Raw genomic sequence first — 17,870 nt, forward strand, 5'->3', positions numbered from 1 at the left:
CTGAAGCTAATTGCGTACAAATGATTCAGTTGAGAAATGAGTATGGTGGAAAATATGAAAAAACAGCAACCGGTTTCAGTAACCGGTTTCATCATTTAATCGGGTTATGTGAGGAAGATCCAGAATTGCCGCCGGCGATAAATTCATCATCATGGAGTACAGGAAAACAGCCATTTTTTTGCTAAAGATCTTTTACCCGGCTGACGCTATCATGACGCACCTGAGGTTACCCCCCACTCAACTAAAGCACGGAGCACCATGAAATTTTCTCTACGGCAGTGGTCACGCTTGGGCATCGTTTGCGCGATGCTGGTATTGGCAGGCTGCGCCGGCAAAAAGCACCGCGTCAGTTACAATCCTCACGCCTACGACGACGCGATCGAAGATGCTGCCGATAAATACGGCGTCGACCAAAAACTGATCGCCGCAATGATTAAGGTAGAATCCGGCTTTAACCCAGAGGCGGTGAGTAAGTCCAATGCCATCGGTTTAATGCAGTTGAAAGCCGACACCGCCGGCTGCGACGCCTATCGCTACAAAGGGAAACGCGGCTGCCCGGACGAAGACGATCTACTGGATCCCGATACCAACATCGATCTCGGCGCTGCCTATCTGGCCGTGTTGCAAAAACAGCAGCTTAGAGGGATCTACGATCCAGTGACTCTGCGTTACGCCACCATTATCGCCTACGTCAACGGCACAGGCGCGCTGTTGCGGACCTTTTCCAGCAACCGCGAGCAAGCCATCACGATGATTAATACGCTGTCGCCGGAAGCCTTTAACTGGCATGTGCGCAAATATCATCCCGCTCCGCAGGCACCGCGCCATTTGATGAAGGTGGAAGCGGCCTACGAACAATTGTGATTTTCAAAAGCAAAAAAGGAGAACCCTGGGGTTCTCCTTTCGTTTAAGCACCTGACTCAGCCGTTACGGCTTGCCGTTGCGGATAGGCTTGCGCGGCGGCTTGTTCGACGGCGTGCGCTGCCGGGTAATGTCGGTATGCTTGGTCAGCGCCGGGCGGGTATGACGCTGCAGGCGCTTCGCTTCGCGCTGCTCGTCGATGCTTGGCGCCGGTACCAGACACTCTCGGCGGCTGCCGATCAGGTGCTTCATGCCCATTTCTTCCAGCGCGGTGCGGATCATCGCCCAGTTAGCCGGGTCATGATAGCGCAACAGCGCCTTGTGCAGACGGCGCTGACGATCGCCGCGCGGCACTACCACGTCTTCCGACTTATACCCTACCTTGCTCAACGGGTTCTTGCCGGTGTAATACATAGTGGTGGAGTTGGCCATCGGTGAAGGATAGAAGTTCTGTACCTGATCGAGGCGGAAACGGTTTTTCTTCAACCACAGCGCCAGATTCACCATGTCCTCATCACGAGTACCCGGATGCGAAGAGATAAAATACGGGATCAGATACTGCTCTTTGCCCGCCAACTTCGAATAATGGTCGAACAGCTGTTTGAACCGATCGTAGCTGCCCATGCCCGGCTTCATCATTTTCGACAGCGGCCCTTCCTCGGTGTGTTCCGGGGCGATCTTCAGATAGCCGCCGACGTGGTGGGTTGCCAGTTCTTTGATGTAGCGCGGATCTTCCACCGCCAGATCATAACGGACACCGGAAGCGATCAGGATCTTCTTGACGCCCTCCAGCGAACGCGCGCGGCGATACAGGTTGATGGTCGGCTCGTGGTTGGTGTCCATGTAGGTGCAGATTTCCGGATAGACGCACGAGGCGCGACGGCAGGTCTGCTCAGCGCGCGGGTTGGTGCAGCGCAGCATGTACATGTTGGCGGTCGGGCCACCCAGATCGGAGATCACGCCGGTAAAGCCCGGCACCTTGTCGCGGATCTCTTCGATTTCACGAATGATCGAATCTTCCGAACGGCTCTGGATGATACGCCCTTCATGCTCGGTGATCGAACAGAACGAACAACCGCCGTAGCAACCGCGCATGATATTGACCGAGAAGCGGATCATGTCGTAGGCCGGAATGGTTTCCTTGCCGTAGGACGGATGCGGAATACGCTGGTATGGCAGGGCAAACACGCTGTCCATTTCCGGCGTGGTCAGCGGGATTGCCGGCGGGTTGATCCACACATAACGGTCGCCATGCGATTGCATCAGCGCACGGGCGCAGCCTGGGTTGGTTTCATGGTGCAGAATTCGCGAAGTGTGCGCATACAGCACTTTGTCGGCCTTCACTTTTTCGAAGGACGGCAGCAGCACGTAGGTTTTTTCCCACGGCTTTGGCTTGGCGGCGCGCACGGTGACCGGCTTGGCTTCCGGCTCGGGCGTACCGCCGTCGGCGCACGGCAGATCCTCGCCGTAAGGGTTGGGGATAGGCTCAATGCGGCCCGGTTTGTCCAGACGGGTGGAATCCACGCCGGTCCAGCCCGGCAGCGCGCCTTTACGCATCACCGCCGTGTTGCGGATATCGTGGATCTCGCTGATTTTTTCACCGGCGGCCAGGCGGTGCGCCACTTCCACCAGCGGACGCTCGCCGTTGCCGTAGATCAGCATATCGGCTTTGGAATCCACCAGCACCGAACGGCGCACGGTATCCGACCAGTAATCGTAATGCGCGATGCGACGCAGGCTGGCTTCGATGCCACCCAGTACGATCGGCACGTCTTTATAGGCTTCTTTGCAGCGCTGGCTGTACACCAGTGTTGCGCGATCCGGGCGTTTGCCGCCCACGTTGCCGGCGGTATAGGCATCGTCGTGGCGTAGTTTGCGATCGGCGGTATAACGGTTGATCATCGAATCCATGTTGCCGGCGGTGATGCCGAAGAACAGGTTCGGCTTGCCCAGGCGCATGAAATCTTCTTTATTGCTCCAGTCCGGCTGCGCAATAATGCCCACGCGGAAGCCCTGCGCTTCCAGCATGCGGCCGATGATCGCCATGCCAAAACTCGGGTGATCGACATAGGCGTCACCACTGATAATGATCACATCGCAGCTGTCCCAGCCCAGTTGATCCATCTCTTCGCGCGACATCGGTAAAAACGGCGCGGTGCCATAACATTCGGCCCAATAAGGCTTATAGGAAAACAATTCACGGTCGGGTTGGATCAGGCTGGTCGTGCTCATTCTGGTGCTCTTTCACAGGTTAATTAATCGCCGGGCGGCGATTATACGCACTAGTGACAAAAAGAGCATGGTTATTTCACACATTAGTCACATCGCCAACCCGCTTGCCCCTCGACTCCGGGCGTTTGCGACGTCATCATAGCCTATCTGTCCGGCCCGATGGCCGGCAGCGGAGGACAAAATGAATGAGCTTTTAGCAGTAAAACCGGTTCTGGTGCTGGGTAGCGCAATCGGAGAAATCGATCTGGGGCAACAGCGGCAGATCGGCGGCAGTGCATTTAACGTGGCCCGCGCACTAAGCCGCCTGCAGGCGCCGGTGGTCAATGGCATGCCGGTAGGCAATGGCGAATGGGGCGCGATGATTGAAACCGCCATGAATGAACTCGGTCTGCCGGTGCTGCTGCGCCACGGCCAAAGGGATAACGGCCAGCGTCTTACGCAACTGGAGCCCTGCGGCAAGCGCACCTTTGTCAGGATACCGGGGTGCGAAACGCAGTGGAACAAGGCTCAGCTCGCCACACTGCCGTTGACGCAGGAAACGCTGATCTACATCCATGGCGACGAACTGACGGGCGAGAGCGGTGAAGCGCTGCGCGACTGGCTGACACGGCTGCCGTTCGACCAATGGCGCCTGATCGATCCCGGCTCGCGGGTTGGCCTGCTGGATGCGGATTTCTTCGCCATGCTCAGCGACAGCGACACGGTACTGACGCTCAATCGCAACGAGGCAACAACGCTGTGCGGCGAAGGCGACGTGTTCACCGCCGCACAACGTTTTGCCGCCGCGCACAATATTACGCTGATATGCCGGCTGGAGGGGGAAGGCGCATGGATTTGCGATGGCCGTAATCCGCCGCTGAACGTTGCCGCATCTCAGGCCCAGGTTGTGGATACTCTCGGTGCCGACGACGCCCACTGCGCCGGTCTGTTGGCCGGTATCTCCGCCGGTTGGCCACTGCCGCAGGCAGTCAGCCTGGCCAACCGCGTGGCCGCCTGCGTAGTGGCAAGCCAGGGTGCAGCAAGCGCACCGAACTGGCAACAGCTGCAACAACGCTTTCCCGAAAGCTGAAGCACAATGGGCGCACCTCTGCGCCCATTGCCTTGATCTAATGAGCGCGCTCTACCGGCCCGGTCTGCTCCTCCGGCCGGTGCCGATAATGGAAGGTCAGTGCGAAGACCACGCCCAGCACCAGCGTATACAGCGCGAAAACCAGCCAGATGCTCTGCCAGTCTTTTATGCCGTTGCGGGTAAAGAAATCCACCACCTCGCCGCTGGCGATCGCCCCCAGATAAGCGCCCAAACCATTCACCATCGTCATGAACAGCCCCTGCGCGCTGGCGCGGATGCGGTGATCGGCCTCTTTCTCTACGAAGATCGCGCCGGAAATATTGAAGAAATCAAAGGCGCAGCCATAAACGATCATCGAAAGCAGCAGCAGCACGAAGCCAAAACCGACCGGGGTACCGTAGGCCAGGAACAGGAAGCGCAGCGTCCAGGCCGCCATGCTGATCAACATCACCTGTTTAATGCCGTATCTGCGCAGGAAAAACGGAATGGTGAGGATGAAAAACACCTCAGAAATTTGCGACAGCGACAACAGCACCGCCGGGTATCTGACGCTGAAGCTGTCCTGGTACAGCGGATTTTGCGCGAAATCGTGCAGGAACGGGTTACCGAAGGTGTTGGTCACTTGCAGCGCCGCGCCCAGCAGCATGGCAAACAGGAAAAACAGCGCCATGCGTCGTTGGCGAAATAAGACCAGCGCGTCCAGCCCCAGAACGCTGAACCAGCTTTTTGATTTTTCCACTTTGCTGGTCGGGCAATTAGGCAGCGTCAGCGCATAGCCGGCCAGCAGCAGCGACACCCCGGAAGCCAGATACAGTTGCATATTGCTGAGTTCAATTTTGCTGAAACCGATCAGCCACATCGCCACAATAAACCCCAGAGTGCCGTACACCCGCACCGGCGGGAAATCCTTCACCGTGTCGTAACCGTGTTTCTCCAGACAAAAATAGGCGATGGCGTTGGACAGCGAAATGGTCGGCATATACATCATGGCATTGAACAGCATGACCCAGAACATCATCATCGGCTGCTCAACCTGGGCGGCACAGTACAGCGCGATCGCACCGAACAGATGACACAGCGCATACAGATAGTTAGCCTTGACCCAGCGATCGGCAATGATGCCCGCCAGACCCGGCATAATCAACGCCGCTATGCCCTTGGCGCTGTACACCATACCCACCTGCATACCGCTGAAATGCAAGGTGTTAATCATGTAAGATCCCAGCGTGACCAGCCAGGCGCCCCAAATAAAAAACTGCAGAAAAACCATTACCTTCAGTCGCGTTTTTATTGCCATCACCATCACCTTATTATTTTGATTGAAACGATGATTCGCACGGCAAGGTCCCTGCGCCCTGCCGCGAGGTTTACAGCATCACAGCGTTTTGAAGAACTCACGGATCAGGCGCATAAAATCGTCGGCCGCCAGCGCGGCGCAGCTCAGGGTTTGTTCATGGGAGAGCGGCGTATCGGACAGCCCTTCGGCGTAGTTGGTCATCGCCGACACCACCAGCACCTTCAGGCCGCAGTGGCGCGCCGAGAGCACTTCCGGCACGATCGACATGCCGACCACATCGCACCCCAGCGTCTGCATCATGCGAATTTCCGCCGGGGTTTCGAAGTTAGGCCCGGTGTAGGCGGCAAATACCCCTTCGGCCAGCGGAATGCCCGCGCGCTCGGCTACCTGCGCCAGTTGGCCGCGCAGTTCGCGGTCATAGGCGTTGGCCAGGCTGAAGAAGCGTGGACCGAAACGCTCATCGTTGTCGCCAACCAACGGCGATTCAGGCATAAAGTTGATGTGATCGGTAAGTGCCACCAGGCTGCCCGGCGGCACCGACTGGCGCAACGAGCCGGCGGCGTTGGTTGCCAGCAAGAATTCGCAGCCCAGCAGTTTGAACGTGCGCACGGCGGTGGTCATCACCTGCATGCCGCGCCCTTCGTAGTAGTGCCCGCGGCCTTTCATGCACAGTACCGGCACGCCTTCCAGCCAGCCTGCGACCAGTTGCCCGGCGTGGCCCGCAACGCCGCTGACCGGGAACCCTGGCAGCTCAGCGTAGTCGATGATCAGGGTGTCGGTCATCACCTCCGCCAGCGCGCCCAGCCCGGAACCCAGTATCAGCGCGGCGCGCGGCTGGAAGCCCGGCAGGCGGCGGCGGATCGCTTCGGCACAGGAAAAAGCATCTTCTTGATTAAACATAGTATTCTCTTCTGTGGGTGGGTGAAATAATCCCCATAGTAGAGAGCGATGCGCGACGGCGACCAATACATTATTGGCAGCCGATTTATTCCGTTTACCTATAAATTGGTAGCACCAGGAGGCCATCATCAGCATAAAATCCCCCCAGCAACTGCCAGACCCCAGCCGGATTAACTTCCGCCTGCTGCACTATTTCCGCGTCGTGGCAGAGGAAATGAACTTCACCCAGGCGGCGCTACGGCTGAATATTTCGCAACCGCCGCTCAGCAAGCACATTAAAGAACTGGAGAGCCAACTCGGCGTCGCGCTGTTCAAGCGCACCACCCGTTCGATGTCGCTGACGCTGGCCGGCCGCACGCTGTTTCGCAACGTCGAGATGCTGTTGGATCAGGCCGGTCATGCGCTGAATCAGGTGCAACAGTTGGGCCGTGGCGAAGCCGGTCATATGGTGGTCGGTATGGTAGGCACCTCGGTGTGGGGCGGGTTGATCCCGGCGTTGAAGCGCTTTGCCGGGCAAACGGCCAACGTCACCTGGGCGTTGAACGAGCTGACGCCCAGCCAGCAGATCGCCGCGCTGCAAAAGCGTCATATCGATATTGGCGTCTGGCGAGAGGCCAGGGAACAGGCATTGCCGGGGTTGGCCTGCCAACTGTTGGCGCGGGAGAATATTGCGGTGGTGCTGCCGCTCGATCACCCGCTGGCACAGGCGGAGAGCCTGCCGCTCGCGGCACTGCAGCATGACAAATTCATGGTCCTGCCGCCGCACGAGGCCAGTCTGGGGCTGTATCTGCACAATCTGTGCCTGCAGCAAGGTTTCAAACCGGACATCGCCTATCAGGTCAATGAGCCGCAAACCCTGATGGCGCTGGTGGCCGAAGGTTATGGCATCACGCTGTTGCCGGACAGCTACGGCCGCATTCCGTGGCCAGGCGTGCGGTTCTGCCCGCTGCAGCAGGCGCCGTCAGCGGATTTGTACGCCATTTATCATGCCGAGAGCGCCACGCCGGTAGTGCAGGCGTTTCTGGACATGCTGCGTGCGGCCCCCTGACAGCGCCGCACAGGGCCGGCTTACAGCGCCGGCTGCACCATAAACTGACCTGCGGTACCGCGATCCGCCATCTCCAGCGTCTGGCTGTAGAACAGGAACGGGAAGTGCTCCGAGGTGGACTGATTGAAGTAAACCAGCAGCTCGACGTCGCCGTCGACCCATACGGTGTCCTTCCAGCCGCGATCTTCCGCCATTGGCTGCGCGCCATTGACGCGTTTCACCAGGAACTGCACACCCTGAATGTGGAACGCCTGCGGTGTATCCGCATGAATGTTCCAGCGCTCCCAGGTGCCCTGCTGTGTTTGCACGTCGATGCGGTTCATGTCCCAGATAGCGCCGTTGATCCCTGGCTGGCTGTCGCCCAGACGGAATTCGCGGGTGCGGCTGGCGCTGCCGTCCAGCAGTTGATCCGCCAGCAGGCGCATCGGCAGGTTATCGGTCACCAACGGCAACAGGCCGGTAGGCCGCAGCGTCAGCACCTGGGTGGAGACCAGAATGCTCGAAGGTTCAAACAGGCCGCGCAGGCGATCCATCATGCCCGCCGCTTCACCGGCGGTGATGGTGACCTCATCGCCTTTTGACATATCGACCAGCACTTCACGGCGTTCGCCCGGCGCCAGCGAAAGCTGCTGCACCGCCACCGGCGCAGGCAGGAAGCCCTGATCGCTGGCGACAACGTTGAACGGCCGGCCGTCGCTCAGTTGCAGCATGTAGCGGCGCGAGTTAGAGGCATTAAGCAGTCGCAGGCGCACCCAGCCGCGAGAAACCTCGACGTAAGGATTTTGCACGCCATTGACCAGCAGCGTGTCACCGACAAAACCGCCCTGCGACGGCGGATCGTATTCCGGCGTACCGAAATTATCCAACCGTTTGTCCTGAATGATCAGCGGGAAGTCGTCAACGCCGTAGTGGTTCGGCAGCGGCAGCGCTTTGCTGACCTCATCCTCAACCAGCCACAGCCCGGTCAGGCCATTGTAAATGTGCGGCGCCATGCGGTTCGGCGTGCTGGCGTGATACCAGCAGGTGGCCGCGCTCTGGCGAATAGGCAACACCGGCGACCAGTCGACGTTAGGCGACATCATACGCGGTGGGCCGCCCATCAGGGTGCCGGGCACCTGCAGGCCGCTGATGGTCATCGCCACCGGCTCCGGCAGACGGTTGCTGTAGATCAGCTTGACGTCGTCCCCGTTATAAACCCGCACCGTCGGCCCAAGATACATGCCGTTAATGCCCCACACCGACGCCTTGCGGTTATCCATAAACGCCCAATGGGCGCGCTGCAAGGTTAAAAACAGCGGCTGACCGCGGCGGGATTCCAGCAACGGAGGAATCGGTAATGGCGTCTGCGTTCCGCTCGCCTCAGCCCTCAGCGGCACGGCTCCCGCGCACAGCGCCAAGCCCGATGCCTGAATAAACTGACGTCGACTGAGTGACATATTTTCTCCATGAAAATCAATGACTAAACCATGTGCAAAGACCGGACCCCTGTTAATCAGATTAGCAGGAGCCCAGGCGTTAACGGCATCAAGCGCCGTTTAAAAGTTCATTCTTTGAAGCCGGTGGGAATATTATTTTCCGGCCGCATTGCGCTGAGCGACTTCTTCGTCCAGCTCGGCGATTTTCGCCAACATCAGCTCATGGCAATGGGCCGCCAGCTCACGCACATTTTCTCTGCCGTAATTGCTGATGTCGATCGGCTCCAGTATTTCTACGATCGCATGGCCATTATTCCAACGGTTAAGATTAATTTTACCGGTGGTGGTAGAAACGCAGATCGGCACAATCGGCACCCCAGCGGCGATTGCCGCGTGGAATGCACCGGTTTTAAACGGCATCAGCCCGCGCCCGCGGCTGCGGGTGCCTTCCGGAAACATCCAGATCGAGATATCTCTCTTCTTGAACTGTTCGGCTACCTGAGCAATGGTGCCATGCGCTTTGGCGCGGTTATCCCGATCAATCAGCAGATTACCGGTCAGCCAATACAGCGGGCCAAAAAAGGGAACCCACAACAGGCTTTTTTTGCCGACGGTCACGGTTCGCGGTTGCACGGCTTTGGCTGCCGTCACCATATCGTAGTTATTCTGGTGGTTAGCGATATAAATGCAGTTGCCGTTTTTGGCTGCATCGGTCGGTACGCGGACTTCTACTTTCAAACCGAATAACCCGGACAGACGGCCAAACAGATGGCCGAACGTCGCCACATGGCGGGGATCGCGGGGACGGAATAATAAACAGTAAATAGAACCGAAAATGCACACCAGAAGACAATACAGAGTGGCGAGCACGGCACGTAAAATTAATAACATAACAACCTCATTAGCACACTGCCGACGCAGCCTGAAGCGCTGCGCAGATCCCTTTACTCATTCTTTGATTGCAGAGTCCGAAAACCTCACCTGCATTTTTTTCTATTTTCCCGCCAGCCGACGATACGCACAATAATTTTATGCAGAGAAATGTTAACTATTTGAAAATAATTGCCGGTGGCGGGAAATAAAGCGGGCGCAGCATGCTGCGCCCGTTTGTTATGCCGTCGGCTTACTCTTCGCTGTCGCCCGCAGGCGCACGCGCCGGTGCATCGATCTCTACGCGATCGATACGCTGCAAGCCACGTGGCAATGAGGTGCCTTTACGGCCGCGCTCCGCACGGAATTTCTGCAAGTCTTCCGGACGCAGCGTCAGCTTGCGTTTACCCACATGCAAGGTCACGGAGGTTTGCGGTGGCAGCACGAACAACCATGTCAGCTTGTCTTCGCCGGAAGCGGCCTGCGCCGCCGGAATAGAAACAATCTTGTTGCCCTTGCCCTTCGACAACTGTGGCAGATCGGCAACCGGGAACAGCAACATGCGTCCGGCAGCAGTGATCGACAGCAACATGTCGTCGTCACCGTGGATCTCCATCGGCGCCAGCGCTTTGGCGTTGTCCGGCAGAGTGATCATCGCCTTACCGGCACGGTTGCGCGCCACCAGATCGTTGAAGGTGCAGACAAAACCGTAACCGGCGTCAGAGGCCATCAACAGTTTCTGATCGTCCGCCGCCATCAGCACTTGCTCAATGGTCGCGCCCGGCGGTGGCGTCAGCTTGCCGGTTAACGGCTCGCCCTGCCCGCGCGCCGAAGGCAGCGTCAACGGATCGAGCGCGTAGCTGCGCCCGGTGGAGTCGATAAACACCACTGGCTGGTTGGTTTTGCCGCGCGCCGCGCTGCGGTAGCTGTCGCCGGCTTTGTAGCTCAGGCCGCTTGGATCGATATCGTGGCCCTTGGCGCTACGCACCCAGCCCATTTCCGACAGTACGATAGTCACCGGCTCGGACGGCACAAAGTCATGCTCGCTCATCGCCTTGGCTTCCGCACGCTCGGTAATCGGCGAACGGCGATCGTCGCCATAGGCCTGCGCATCGGCCTGGATCTCTTTCTTGATCAGGGTGTTCAGCTTGCGTTCAGAAGCCAGCAATGCCTGGAGGTGATCACGTTCTTTGGCCAGCTCATCCTGCTCGCCGCGGATCTTGAACTCTTCCAGCTTCGCCAAATGGCGCAGTTTCAGCTCGAGGATCGCTTCCGCCTGGGTGTCGGAAATGCCGAAACGCTGCATCAGCACCGGCTTGGGTTCGTCCTCGCTGCGGATGATGTGGATCACTTCATCGATATTGAGGAACGCCACCAGCAAACCTTCCAGAATGTGCAGGCGTTTCAGCACTTTTTCCAGACGATAATTCAGACGACGGCGCACCGTGTCGCGGCGGAATGCCAGCCATTCGGTAAGGATTTCCACCAGCCCTTTGACCTGCGGGCGGTTGTCCAGACCGATCATGTTCATATTGATGCGGTAGCTGCGTTCCAGATCGGTGGTGGCGAACAGGTGGTTCATCACCTGGTCCAGATCGATACGGTTGGAGCGCGGCACAATCACCAGCCGCGTCGGGTTCTCGTGATCGGATTCGTCACGCAGATCTTCCACCATCGGCAGCTTTTTGGCGCGCATCTGGCTGGCGATCTGCTCCAGCACCTTGGCGCCGGAAACCTGGTGCGGCAAGGCGGTGATCACCGCGCTGCCGTCCTCTTTTTTCCATATGGCGCGCATACGCACCGAGCCGCGGCCGTTCTGGTAAATTTTACGGATTTCATCGCGCGGCGTAATGATTTCGGCTTCGGTCGGGAAGTCCGGACCCTGCACGAACTCGAGCAACTCCTCAAGCCCTGCGCCGGGTTTGTCGATCAAGGCCACGACGGCGGCGGCCACTTCCCGCACGTTGTGCGGCGGGATGTCGGTCGCCATGCCGACGGCAATGCCGGTGGTGCCGTTCAGCAGGATGTTGGGCAGGCGCGCCGGCAACATCTTCGGCTCCTGCATGGTGCCGTCAAAGTTCGGCACCCAGTCAACGGTGCCCTGGCCCAGTTCGGCCAGCAGCACTTCCGCGTATTTGGACAGGCGGGATTCGGTATAACGCATCGCCGCGAAGGATTTCGGATCGTCCGGCGCCCCCCAGTTCCCCTGGCCGTCTACCAGCGGATAGCGATAAGAGAACGGCTGCGCCATCAGCACCATCGCTTCATAGCAAGCGCTGTCGCCGTGCGGATGGTATTTACCCAGCACGTCACCCACGGTACGGGCGGATTTTTTGAATTTGGCGCTGTTGTTCAGCCCCAGTTCGGACATGGCGTAGATGATGCGCCGTTGTACCGGCTTTAGACCGTCGCCAATGTACGGCAACGCCCGATCCATGATGACGTACATGGAATAGTTCAGATAGGCGTTTTCAGTGAATGTGTGCAGCGGTAAACGCTCTACACCGTCATGAGTCAGATCACTCATTACTCAATTATCCTCAGACCGTGGCTTGGCAATCCCTGGACGACAAAGGGTATAGCTTGTCGATTCTGTCGGCGATAGTAACCCATCAGCAGGGTAGCTGTCACAGTTGGCGCAGCAATCGCCCGGTGAAGCCGGTTCAACGGCCGATTTTATGCAAAAATTCATTACCTGGCGGTGCCTTTATTGACTCAGAGTCAACACTGTTGTGCGCTGGATCCCATTTTTACGGCTATTGCTAACGATTACACTCCCTGTCAACGAAATGCTTTCTGCGCTCAAACGCGGAAAGCAGTCCCCATTTTAACTCTGACAGGAGCCGCGAAAATGAGCAACATCCTGATTATCAATGCTAAAAAGCAATTCGGCCATTCAAACGGCGAACTTAACCAAACGCTGAGCGACGTGGCGGAAAGCTTCTTGCGCGACGTGAAACACGATGTGCAGGTCACCGTGGTCGACGACGGCTATGACATCGAAGCCGAAGTGCAGAAATACCTGTGGGCCGACGTGGTGATTTATCAGATGCCAGGCTGGTGGATGGGTGAACCCTGGATCCTGAAAAAATACATCGATGAAGTGTTCACCGCCGGGCACGGCAGCCTGTACGCCAGCGACGGTCGCACCCGCGCCGACGCCGGCAAGAAATACGGCTCAGGTGGCCTGATCCAGGGCAAGAAATACCTGTTGAGCCTGACCTGGAACGCGCCGCTGGAAGCCTTTACCGACCCGCAGCAGTTCTTCCACGGCGTGGGCGTTGACGGCGTTTATCTGCACTTCCACAAGGCCAATCAGTTCCTGGGCATGGAAGCGCTGCCGACCTTTATCTGTAATGACGTGATTAAACAACCTGATATCGACAGCGATATCGCACGTTATCGCGCGCACCTGGCAGAAATTTTTGCTTAACTAAGGCCGCGTAAGCGCATAAAACAATGAGGTTGTGATGATCACCGTAATTGCAGAAATCAAGACCAAACCGGGCCACCGTGAAACGGTGCTCAAAGCGATCGAGAAACTGATCCCCTTGGTACTGGCGGAAGAGGGTTGCGGCGAATATACGCCGATGATCGACAGCCATACTCAGGCCCCATGGCAGAAGCTGTCGCCGGACTCGGTGTTTATGCTGGAAAAATGGGAAAGCCAGGCGCATCTGGAAAAACATCTGGATATCGCTCATATGCACAAGCATCGCGACACCATCAAAGACAGCGTGGTTGGCGTGACCATTCACGTGCTGGGTAACGCGCTGTAATGCCCGGGGCCGCTCTGGTCCCTATAGCGTCTGCGCGTCGATATGCGCGCTGACGTAGTCCAGAAAACAGGTAATACGCGCCGCCAGCTGGGTATTGCGGTAATACACCGCATTAATCGGCTGGCGCACATCCAGCGTGTCCTGCTCCAGCAACTGCACCAACCGCCCGCTGCGCTGATCGTCGCGCGTCATGAAATCCGCCAACTGCACTATTCCTTCGCCACGTAACGCCAGTTGCCTTAGCGTTTCACCGCTGGATGCCGAGAGAGTCGGCGTGATGGCGAAATGCGGCGCCTGAGGGTTGCGCAGCGGCCACAGATTGAGTGACTCAGGCTGGGTAAAGCCGAGCAGACAGTGGTCGCGCAGCGCTTCCACGCTGTTCGGGGTGCCATAACGTTCAAGATAATCCGGGCTGGCGAGAATACGCAAACGGCTGGCCCCCAGCAGACGCGCATGAATGGTTGAGTCGCGCAATATGCCGATGCGAATGGCGATGTCGGTACGCTTCTCCAGCAGATCGATAATCAGGTTGTCGGTATTCAACTCCAGCTCGATCTGCGGATAACTTTGGCGAAATCCCGCCACCAGCGGCACGATCACGTGTTCCATAAAGGGGGCGGCGGCGTTGACCCGCAATTTGCCGGCCGGGATCAGCCTGCGCAGCGCCATCTGCTCTTCGGCGTTCTCCACCGAACGGATAATGTCGCGCGCATGGCCAAGAAAGCTTTGGCCTTCTTCGGTCAGCTCAAGTCGGCGCGTGGTGCGGCGCATCAGGGTGGTGTCGAGTTTCTTTTCCAGGCGACTGAGCGCGCGGCTGATACCGGACGTGGTCTGGCCGAGCTGTTCTGCGGCGGAGGTAATGGAGCCGCTGTCGACCACAGAGGTAAACGCCAGCAATTCTTCGAGGGTGATTTTCATGCATTCCGCCCAGAGTGGTCGGGTGCGGCCTGCCGCACCCCTGCGGGAAGAAGGCCCGGCGCAGAAGCCGGGCCTGACAAGAGATCAGAATCAGACGGAAAGATCGGCCATGTCGCCTTTGTCCTGCAGCCAGTTACGGCGATCTTCAGAACGTTTCTTGGCCAGCAGCATGTCCATCATCGCCAGCGTCTGGGCCACATCGTCATCGCTCACCGTCAGCTGTACCAGACGACGGGTATTGGGGTCGAGCGTGGTTTCACGCAGTTGCAGCGGGTTCATCTCGCCCAGCCCTTTAAAGCGCTGAACGTTCGGTTTGCCCTTTTTGCGCTTCAACTGTTCCAGCACGCCGGCTTTCTCTTCTTCATCCAGCGCGTAGAACACCTCTTTACCGAGGTCGATGCGATACAGCGGCGGCATTGCCACATACACGTGGCCGCCCTTCACCAGCGAACTGAAGTGGCGTACAAACAGCGCGCACAGCAGCGTGGCGATGTGTAAGCCGTCGGAGTCCGCATCCGCGAGGATACAGACTTTGCCGTAACGCAGTTGGCTGAGGTCTTCGCTGTCCGGATCGATGCCGATCGCCACGGAAATGTCATGCACCTCCTGCGAGGCCAGTACTTCGTCCGAGGACACTTCCCAGGTATTCAGGATCTTGCCCTTCAGCGGCATGATGGCCTGATACTCGCGATCGCGAGCCTGCTTGGCTGAACCGCCCGCCGAGTCCCCTTCCACCAGGAACAGTTCAGTCATGTTCAGATCCTGCGACGTACAGTCCGCCAGTTTACCCGGCAGAGCCGGACCGCTGGTCAGCTTCTTGCGCACCACTTTCTTGGCGGCGCGCAGACGGCGCTGGGCGCTGGAAATAGCCAGCTCGGCCAGTTGTTCCGCCGCCTGTACGTTCTGGTTCAGCCACAGGCTGAAGGCGTCTTTCACCACGCCGGAAACGAAGGCCGCGCACTGGCGCGACGACAGGCGTTCTTTGGTCTGCCCGGCGAACTGCGGATCCTGCATCTTCACCGACAGCACGTAGGCACAGCGGTCCCAGATGTCTTCGGCGGACAGCTTCACGCCGCGCGGCAGGATATTGCGGAACTCGCAGAATTCGCGCATGGCGTCCAGCAGCCCCTGACGCAGGCCGTTAACGTGGGTGCCGCCCTGCATGGTCGGGATCAGGTTAACGTAGCTTTCCGTCAACAGCTCGCCGCCTTCCGGCAGCCACAACAGCGCCCAATCCACCGCTTCGGTATCGCCGGCGAAGTTGCCGATAAACGGCGCTTCCGGCAGGGTGATCAGGCCGTTGACCGCTTCCATCAGGTAATCGGTCAGACCGTCCTGATAACACCAGCGTTGCTCGGTATTGTTCAGCTTGTCGATAAAGTAAATTTCAACGCCGGGGCACAGTACCGCTTTGGCTTTCAGCAGGTGGCTCAGGCGCGAAACCGAGAAGCGCGGGCTGTCGAAGAACTTCTCGTCAGGCCAGAAGTGGATGCTGGTGCCGGTATTGCGTTTGCCGCAGCTGCCGGTCACCGCCAGCTCTTGCACCTTGTCGCCGTTTTCGAAGGCGATGCTGTAGACGTTGCCGTCACGCTTAACGTTGACTTCCACCCGCGTCGACAGGGCGTTAACCACCGAAATCCCCACGCCATGCAGGCCGCCGGAGAACTGGTAGTTTTTATTGGAGAATTTACCGCCCGCGTGCAGACGACACATGATCAACTCAACCGCCGGGACGCCTTCTTCAGGGTGGATATCCACCGGCATACCGCGGCCGTCGTCGATCACTTCCAGTGACTGATCGGCGTGCAGAATCACGTCGATGCGCTTGGCATGGCCTGCCAGGGCTTCATCGACGCTGTTATCGATCACCTCTTGGCCGAGGTGATTTGGGCGCGTCGTGTCGGTATACATGCCGGGACGACGGCGCACTGGTTCTAGACCGCTGAGGACTTCAATGGCATCAGCGTTATAGGTGGATTGAGTCATCGTTGAATTTTTTTCGTGGTTAGAAGGAAGGTGCCTATACCCGTCGTCTTTCAAGCCGCAGGGTATAACTCGCTTATTCACACAGCGTTTAGCCCTAAAAAATCCACAATCTGGGGGAAGTAGTGCTCGAAACCGACGAAGGCGTGGTTTCCACCCGACTCCACCGTTTGCCGGCACGCAGTGTAATAGGCCACCGCCTGCCCATAATCGAGAATTTCATCGCCCGTTTGTTGCAGCAACCAGATTAAATCCGGTGACTCCAAGGGATCGATCTGCATCGTTTTCAGATCGTAAACGTGACGTGACTCTAACACATATTGTTGACCGGTGTAGGGGTTCTCGTTTTTGCCAAGGTAGTCAATCAACAGCTCAAACGGCTTCACAGCGGGGTTAACCACTACCGCCGGCAGTGAAAAACACTGTGAAAGCCAGGTGGCGTAGTATCCGCCCAGCGAGGAACCCACGACGCCCAACGTCTGCCCGGCGCGCTCCATCACCATATTTTCAAGCATCTCGGCGGCATCGGCCGGGAAAACCGGCAATTGCGGCACCAGCATCTCGATGTCCGGGTGGTTCTCAGCCAGCCACGCCTTGAAAGAGGTTGCCTTGGCCGAGAGCGGCGAACTGTTAAAACCGTGCAAATAAAGTAGCGTCGACATCAGTACCCTTCCGAATCCATGTCGGGGCGAAAATCATCGTTTTCCAAGCGGAAAACCTGGGTCTCGACGCGACCGTCCGGCAGCAGATCGAGATAGCGCCAACCGGGCGAAACGTCGTCGATGGTAAAATTGGTGCAGTGCGGCTTGAATTGCACGCAGGTGGAAGGCGATGCCAGCAAACGGCGGCCCTGCCATTCCAGATCCAGATCCTGGTGAATATGCCCGCACACCACGGTGTTTACGTTCGGGTAGCGCAGCAGCACCGCGCCCAGCATGTGCGGGTTGCGCAAGCTGTGCTGATCGAGCCAGGTGCAACCGGAAGGCAACGGATGATGATGCAGCAGCAGTAACGTATAACGCTCGGGATGGGCCTGCAGGCAGCGCTCCATCCACTCGAGCTGGTAGTCGCTCAGCTCACCGTGCGGCACGCCAAACACCTGGCTGTCCAGCAGCAACACCTGCCAGTTCTCGCCCAACAGCACCTGCTTTGACGGGGCAATGCCTGCGGCGGCCAGCGCATCGACCATCGCCGGCTGAAAATCATGGTTGCCCGGCAGCCAGACGCAAGGCGCAGGCAACCGCGCAATACCTTCGGCAAAGTGCCGGTAAGCAGCCAGCGAATGATCCTGAGCCAAGTCGCCGGTGGCGACAACCAGATCAACATCGCGCTGCTGCGCCATAATGGCGTCCAGCACCGCGTGGTAACTGCGATAGGTATTGATGCCGAGCAAGGTCTCGTTTTCGCCGGCAAAAAGGTGGGTATCTGTTATTTGCAGAATCCTGACCCTGGCCCCACTTGCCACGGTCAGTTTAAACAGGCTTTCCAAATGGTGTCC

At 58.1% G+C, this 17,870-nt stretch carries 15 protein-coding genes; 5 read left to right on the forward strand and 10 right to left on the reverse strand.

What is annotated here, in order from left to right; genetic code table 11:
• Nucleotides 1-258: 258 nt before the first annotated feature.
• On the forward strand, nt 259-864 hold the full coding sequence (locus SERAS12_RS21800) for a transglycosylase SLT domain-containing protein (protein ID WP_013814605.1): 606 nt from the start codon (nt 259-261) through the stop codon (nt 862-864).
• Nucleotides 865-927: 63 nt separating this feature from the next.
• Here SERAS12_RS21800 and SERAS12_RS21805 read toward each other — a convergent pair whose 3' ends face one another.
• Nucleotides 928-3,093 carry a YgiQ family radical SAM protein gene (locus tag SERAS12_RS21805; protein ID WP_013814606.1) on the reverse strand — a complete coding sequence of 722 codons (2,166 nt, stop codon included), beginning with the start codon at nt 3,091-3,093 and terminating at the stop codon, nt 928-930.
• Nucleotides 3,094-3,274: 181 nt separating this feature from the next.
• Here SERAS12_RS21805 and SERAS12_RS21810 point away from each other — a divergent pair, with 181 nt between their 5' ends.
• Nucleotides 3,275-4,162, forward strand: coding sequence for a PfkB family carbohydrate kinase (locus SERAS12_RS21810; protein ID WP_013814607.1), 888 nt, complete (start codon nt 3,275-3,277; stop codon nt 4,160-4,162).
• Between the two features lie 37 nt (nt 4,163-4,199).
• Here SERAS12_RS21810 and SERAS12_RS21815 read toward each other — a convergent pair whose 3' ends face one another.
• Together SERAS12_RS21815 and xapA are read right to left on the reverse strand one after the other, a co-directional pair.
• Complete coding sequence (locus SERAS12_RS21815; RefSeq protein WP_013814608.1) at nt 4,200-5,459, reverse strand: nucleoside permease; 1,260 nt, start codon at nt 5,457-5,459, stop codon at nt 4,200-4,202.
• A 78-nt stretch (nt 5,460-5,537) separates the two neighbouring features.
• Nucleotides 5,538-6,359, reverse strand: a complete 822-nt coding sequence (gene xapA / locus SERAS12_RS21820) for a xanthosine phosphorylase (protein ID WP_013814609.1) — start codon at nt 6,357-6,359, stop codon at nt 5,538-5,540.
• 133 nt (nt 6,360-6,492) lie between these two features.
• On the opposite strand from xapA, the gene SERAS12_RS21825 reads away from it, so the two are divergent.
• A complete protein-coding gene (locus SERAS12_RS21825; RefSeq protein ID WP_143760045.1) occupies nt 6,493-7,407 on the forward strand; it encodes a LysR family transcriptional regulator in 915 nt (304 codons plus the stop codon).
• 20 nt (nt 7,408-7,427) lie between these two features.
• Here SERAS12_RS21825 and ftsP read toward each other — a convergent pair whose 3' ends face one another.
• From ftsP to parC, 3 genes are all read right to left on the reverse strand, one after another.
• A complete protein-coding gene (ftsP, locus tag SERAS12_RS21830) occupies nt 7,428-8,843 on the reverse strand; it encodes a cell division protein FtsP (RefSeq protein ID WP_013814611.1) in 1,416 nt (471 codons plus the stop codon).
• A gap of 132 nt (nt 8,844-8,975) precedes the next feature.
• Entirely contained in the window at nt 8,976-9,713 is a 738-nt protein-coding gene (locus SERAS12_RS21835) for a 1-acylglycerol-3-phosphate O-acyltransferase (RefSeq protein ID WP_013814612.1), read from the reverse strand.
• A 232-nt stretch (nt 9,714-9,945) separates the two neighbouring features.
• The gene (parC, locus tag SERAS12_RS21840) at nt 9,946-12,219 is read right to left on the reverse strand and encodes a DNA topoisomerase IV subunit A (RefSeq protein WP_013814613.1); all 2,274 of its coding nucleotides are present in this window, start codon (nt 12,217-12,219) and stop codon (nt 9,946-9,948) included.
• Between the two features lie 324 nt (nt 12,220-12,543).
• On the opposite strand from parC, the gene SERAS12_RS21845 reads away from it, so the two are divergent.
• A complete protein-coding gene (locus SERAS12_RS21845; RefSeq protein ID WP_004948269.1) occupies nt 12,544-13,125 on the forward strand; it encodes an NAD(P)H-dependent oxidoreductase in 582 nt (193 codons plus the stop codon).
• A gap of 37 nt (nt 13,126-13,162) precedes the next feature.
• Nucleotides 13,163-13,471, forward strand: a complete 309-nt coding sequence (locus tag SERAS12_RS21850; protein ID WP_004948272.1) for a putative quinol monooxygenase — start codon at nt 13,163-13,165, stop codon at nt 13,469-13,471.
• A gap of 21 nt (nt 13,472-13,492) precedes the next feature.
• On the opposite strand, the gene SERAS12_RS21855 is transcribed toward SERAS12_RS21850, so the two are convergent.
• The 4 genes from SERAS12_RS21855 to cpdA all read right to left on the reverse strand — a co-directional run bounded on the left by SERAS12_RS21855 (nt 13,493) and on the right by cpdA (nt 17,861).
• Complete coding sequence (locus SERAS12_RS21855) at nt 13,493-14,389, reverse strand: LysR substrate-binding domain-containing protein (protein ID WP_013814614.1); 897 nt, start codon at nt 14,387-14,389, stop codon at nt 13,493-13,495.
• A gap of 90 nt (nt 14,390-14,479) precedes the next feature.
• Nucleotides 14,480-16,375, reverse strand: a complete 1,896-nt coding sequence (gene parE, locus SERAS12_RS21860) for a DNA topoisomerase IV subunit B (protein WP_013814615.1) — start codon at nt 16,373-16,375, stop codon at nt 14,480-14,482.
• 77 nt (nt 16,376-16,452) lie between these two features.
• Nucleotides 16,453-17,034: an esterase YqiA gene (yqiA, locus tag SERAS12_RS21865; RefSeq protein WP_004948280.1), complete on the reverse strand. Its 582-nt coding sequence runs from the start codon at nt 17,032-17,034 to the stop codon at nt 16,453-16,455.
• Nucleotides 17,034-17,861 (reverse strand): 3',5'-cyclic-AMP phosphodiesterase, encoded by an 828-nt coding sequence (gene cpdA, locus SERAS12_RS26350; RefSeq protein WP_013814616.1) that lies wholly within the window; start codon nt 17,859-17,861, stop codon nt 17,034-17,036. Before cpdA ends, yqiA begins: the two co-directional genes overlap by 1 nt.
• Nucleotides 17,862-17,870 lie beyond the last annotated feature (9 nt).

This window comes from Serratia sp. AS12, from assembly GCF_000214195.1.
In the GTDB taxonomy this organism is placed as follows: domain Bacteria; phylum Pseudomonadota; class Gammaproteobacteria; order Enterobacterales; family Enterobacteriaceae; genus Serratia; species Serratia plymuthica.

What these genes read in the sequence shown, in the direction of transcription:
- ftsP (WP_013814611.1), bottom strand. Translation starts at nt 8,843, where the DNA reads ATGTCACTCAGTCGACGTCAGTTTATTCAGGCATCGGGCTTGGCGCTG.
- yqiA (WP_004948280.1), bottom strand. Translation starts at nt 17,034, where the DNA reads ATGTCGACGCTACTTTATTTGCACGGTTTTAACAGTTCGCCGCTCTCG.
- SERAS12_RS21835 (WP_013814612.1), bottom strand. Translation starts at nt 9,713, where the DNA reads ATGTTATTAATTTTACGTGCCGTGCTCGCCACTCTGTATTGTCTTCTG.
- xapA (WP_013814609.1), bottom strand. Translation starts at nt 6,359, where the DNA reads ATGTTTAATCAAGAAGATGCTTTTTCCTGTGCCGAAGCGATCCGCCGC.
- SERAS12_RS21810 (WP_013814607.1), top strand. Translation starts at nt 3,275, where the DNA reads ATGAATGAGCTTTTAGCAGTAAAACCGGTTCTGGTGCTGGGTAGCGCA.
- SERAS12_RS21805 (WP_013814606.1), bottom strand. Translation starts at nt 3,093, where the DNA reads ATGAGCACGACCAGCCTGATCCAACCCGACCGTGAATTGTTTTCCTAT.
- SERAS12_RS21845 (WP_004948269.1), top strand. Translation starts at nt 12,544, where the DNA reads ATGAGCAACATCCTGATTATCAATGCTAAAAAGCAATTCGGCCATTCA.
- parC (WP_013814613.1), bottom strand. Translation starts at nt 12,219, where the DNA reads ATGAGTGATCTGACTCATGACGGTGTAGAGCGTTTACCGCTGCACACA.
- SERAS12_RS21850 (WP_004948272.1), top strand. Translation starts at nt 13,163, where the DNA reads ATGATCACCGTAATTGCAGAAATCAAGACCAAACCGGGCCACCGTGAA.
- SERAS12_RS21815 (WP_013814608.1), bottom strand. Translation starts at nt 5,459, where the DNA reads ATGGCAATAAAAACGCGACTGAAGGTAATGGTTTTTCTGCAGTTTTTT.
- parE (WP_013814615.1), bottom strand. Translation starts at nt 16,375, where the DNA reads ATGACTCAATCCACCTATAACGCTGATGCCATTGAAGTCCTCAGCGGT.
- SERAS12_RS21800 (WP_013814605.1), top strand. Translation starts at nt 259, where the DNA reads ATGAAATTTTCTCTACGGCAGTGGTCACGCTTGGGCATCGTTTGCGCG.
- SERAS12_RS21855 (WP_013814614.1), bottom strand. Translation starts at nt 14,389, where the DNA reads ATGAAAATCACCCTCGAAGAATTGCTGGCGTTTACCTCTGTGGTCGAC.